Below are 3,416 nucleotides of genomic sequence, written 5' to 3'. Positions count from 1 at the left end.
TATGCGTTGCGTTTAGGGTTTAAGGTGGTATGCGGTCGCATCGGTATTGCGTTGCTCACACCTTAACAGGGCGTTATGTGTCAGAGAGAGATTATGAGATTTTTGCAATTATTTATCTTGATCTTAGTAGTAGGGTGTTCAAGTTCTGTAGAAAACACTTACTCATCGGAATATTTAGATCTTGAGCCAATAGAGTTTGTATCGCCGAGATACCCTAAAGTTGCAGTAGAGAATAACCTGTCAGGGTATGTGGTCATGACGTTTAACATTACTAAAAATGGAGATGTGGCTGATATTGTTGTAATCGATTCCACCCCAAAGGGGATCTTTGAAAAGGTAGCTGTACAAGCGTTGTCCAAATGGAAATATGAGCCACTTGAAGATGTTGAGCTTATTGCTCAAAAACAAAAATTAGTCTTTAAAATCTGACACATAACAAATTGTTTAAGAGTGATTCGGCACGCGTGGCATTTTTACCATGCGTTAGGTTTAGGGTTTAAGGTGGTCTGCGGAGGCTACGGTATTGCGTGCCTCACACCTTAACAAGGCGTTATATTAATTTGAGGAAGTTATGGCGTATGAATTAACGAATCTTCTAATGAAGTGTGAATTAGAAGACTTCTATTTTTTAGCTAAACAAACAGATAGTTATATTAATTTTTCGTCTGATGAAGAGCTAAATGGGTACATAAAACGCTTTGAAAGTGATCAGAGTAATCGGAACTCAAAAATAGCACTAAGTAAGTTCTTAGAGAAAGAAATTCGTTATGCTGGTAGTTCGGATGTTGCATTTGCTTTTAGAAAGTACTTCAAAAGTGAAGATGTAGCAGGTGTTTCAATCTATGAAATCATAGATGATGTTAGCAAGGTTTTAAAAGTAAAACAAAAGTTTATCGGTAACGCAGAGTCTCAACTGGAGCGCTTAACCAAGGCAGTAGTTGAAAAAACTTTCCTTTCATTGAAAGAGGAAGAACAAAGAGAGCTTTTGGAAAAAGCAGGGGTTAACAAAACCGCGAGAGAAGAGTTTTTTAAAAAGTTCAAAGACAATAAAACGCGATTTCTACCGCTATTGCTATCTATCGTTGGTCCGGAAGTAACCGCTACCTTGATTCAAGGAATAGCAATTGCTGCTTTAGCTGCATTTATAGGTAAAGAAGCAGCCAAAAAACTGATTGAAGCTTTGGCAACAAAATTTCCTTGGTGGGCTCAATGGTTAGGTCCAATTGTGTGGGGGTTAAGTTTGAGCTGGACAGCGTATGATATACAAGGTGGTGCGAATAGAAAAACTATACCAATCTTAGTTTATTTGGGTATTGTGGGCTTGAGAGATGGTCCAGAAGACGGTGATGATTTCTGGGAAGAAAATTAATATAACAAAGCATTTAAGAGTGATTCCCAACGCTTGGCATTTTTCATTCCATCGTTGGGTTTCGTGTTTACGGTGGTATGGTTTAATTCCGTGGTAGCGTTGCTCACACCTTAATGCGGCGTTATGTGAACGGGGTCATGATGATAAATCTTTATGAAGAAGCGGTTTGGGTAAGAAGAAAAATAGAATCAGTTGTTGGTAAAGGCTGGTTCTATTTTGGTTTTGATTTTCCAATCAATGCTTGCAAACATGCTTCAATGTTATTCTGTTACCACTTAATTCAAAAAGGCTACAGTAAGCCTATATTCCTTGTTTTTGGTGTATCAAAAAAGCGTGGTGGTGAAGTAGGGCATTGGTGGGTAGAAAGTGACGGTACTTTAGTCGATATAACGGCTGATCAATTTAACATTATTGAAGATAGTGAACTTAGTTATAAAATCAAAAGTAATCGGTTATATCTTCCCGTTTATTGTGTCCCTACTGTAAATGCACCTCACCATAAGGTATTCGAACCCGTACCCAAAGAGTTATGGGCTTGGAACGAAGGGGATGTTTGTGAAATCTATCTTGATGAACTAAGCACTTGTTACAGCCGCTTGTTGCAACAGTTCACATAACAAACGCTTTAAGACGGATTCGCAACGTTCGGCGGTTTTGGTTTGACTTAGCTTTTGTGTTTACGTGCAATAAGCAAGTTTCGTGGTAATGTTGCTCACCACTTAAGCGGGCGTTATGAGCCAAGAGGATATTTAAATTGAGCAAAAAAACAAAGATACGGCTAGTTGTACTTGGTTCTGTGCCTAGAGATCTCGACTTATCATTGCTATCAAGTCGTAGCTCTGGCGTCTATGAAATCTTAAACTCAATCGAGACTTATGAAATTACCAAAGGCTCGGATGGTTACAATTGGGAGTTTTCCGATCAAATTTTAGGTGATTTGATTCCTGAAAAAGAAGGAGAAGAAATAACGATTACACTAACAAATGTGCCGCTAGAAGAAAACTGGTATAGCAGGCGACTAACAAATAATGTTGTCATTTTTACTTTCCACGAAATTGCGGATTATCTTCGTTTTCATAATATCGGACTGGAAAATGTAGTTTTTCGGTTACTTCATGCTTATACGCTCGTATACCGAGAAAACAAAGGCAGTATTCCCACCTGCTACGAATACAGTAATTTTACTCATGATGAAACCAAAGGTTGCATTTACGATATGAATGGCATCAAGTCAGATATCATATACTCTTGCGATGAACCTACAATTTGTGATTCTTGCTCTCAGCGATTGTTAACAAACGGGGTTTCGAGAGAATTAGTTTCTAAATCAAAGGATGAGCTAAAACTTGTCAGAAAGTCACTATTTTTCAGGCTGTCAGCGTGGGTTTCTGTACATCCAATCAGGTCAATTCTTATTGCCTCTGCTTGGTCTATCGTGATTGGAGTATTTTCTTCAGTTATAGCTAGTAATATATTCGGCAATGGCTCATAACAAAGCATTTAAGAGTGATTCGCAACGCTTGGCAGTTTCGCTTCGCTCAAGTATAGCCAAGCGTCGCTCACACCTTAATGCAGCGTTATAACTCTTTTGTCATTTCATCATTACTTCTCAGAAGCAAAGAGGGCTAACCTATGAAAACTAGAATATTAGTCGGTACCATTTGGGTTGCTGTTTTTAGTTTGGGACTCAACGCAAGCCCTCTAAGCACTCAAAGTGATGAACGATTGTTCAAAAATTTTGCTCTTTCATCTTGTATCGCAACCAAATACAAGGGCTCTGATGTGGCTAAAGATGCGGTCACAGCAATGCAAGGTTATCGAGAGTTCTCGGATTTGCCTTTGGAGGTATTCTTTGATCTAAGTGAGTTATTGGAAAGCGGAAATACTACAGCTTACAAATCAAAAAATGGTAGCGTGATAGAGTTAGCCTATTGTATCGATTTCTCTAATTCGGACGTCGTGCATAAGCTGTACTCAAAGGCAAAATCAGAGTTATAACAATCTGTTTAAGAGTGATTCGCAACGCGTGGCATTTTCACTATGCGTT

At 38.7% G+C, this 3,416-nt stretch carries 5 protein-coding genes; all 5 read left to right on the top strand.

Annotation, left to right across the window (positions count from 1 at the left end):
* The first annotated feature begins 93 nt into the window (after nucleotides 1-93).
* Entirely contained in the window at nucleotides 94-429 is a 336-nt protein-coding gene (locus tag KJB35_RS27945; RefSeq protein ID WP_010648852.1) for an energy transducer TonB, read from the top strand.
* Between the two features lie 142 nt (nucleotides 430-571).
* Nucleotides 572-1,369 (top strand): hypothetical protein, encoded by a 798-nt coding sequence (locus tag KJB35_RS27935; protein WP_140263356.1) that lies wholly within the window; start codon nucleotides 572-574, stop codon nucleotides 1,367-1,369.
* 137 nt (nucleotides 1,370-1,506) lie between these two features.
* The gene (locus KJB35_RS27930) at nucleotides 1,507-1,986 is read left to right on the top strand and encodes a hypothetical protein (RefSeq protein ID WP_238842965.1); all 480 of its coding nucleotides are present in this window, start codon (nucleotides 1,507-1,509) and stop codon (nucleotides 1,984-1,986) included.
* 137 nt (nucleotides 1,987-2,123) lie between these two features.
* Entirely contained in the window at nucleotides 2,124-2,861 is a 738-nt protein-coding gene (locus KJB35_RS27925) for a hypothetical protein (protein ID WP_203346215.1), read from the top strand.
* A gap of 140 nt (nucleotides 2,862-3,001) precedes the next feature.
* On the top strand, nucleotides 3,002-3,367 hold the full coding sequence (locus KJB35_RS27920) for a T6SS amidase immunity protein Tai4 family protein (protein ID WP_025538936.1): 366 nt from the start codon (nucleotides 3,002-3,004) through the stop codon (nucleotides 3,365-3,367).
* The last annotated feature ends 49 nt before the right edge of the window (nucleotides 3,368-3,416 follow it).

It is taken from the genome of Vibrio sp. D431a, from assembly GCF_030248655.1.
GTDB classification, from domain to species: domain Bacteria; phylum Pseudomonadota; class Gammaproteobacteria; order Enterobacterales; family Vibrionaceae; genus Vibrio; species Vibrio alginolyticus.
The sequence above is the reverse complement of the archived record's forward strand: the minus strand, read 5'-3'. Positions and strand labels throughout refer to the sequence as shown.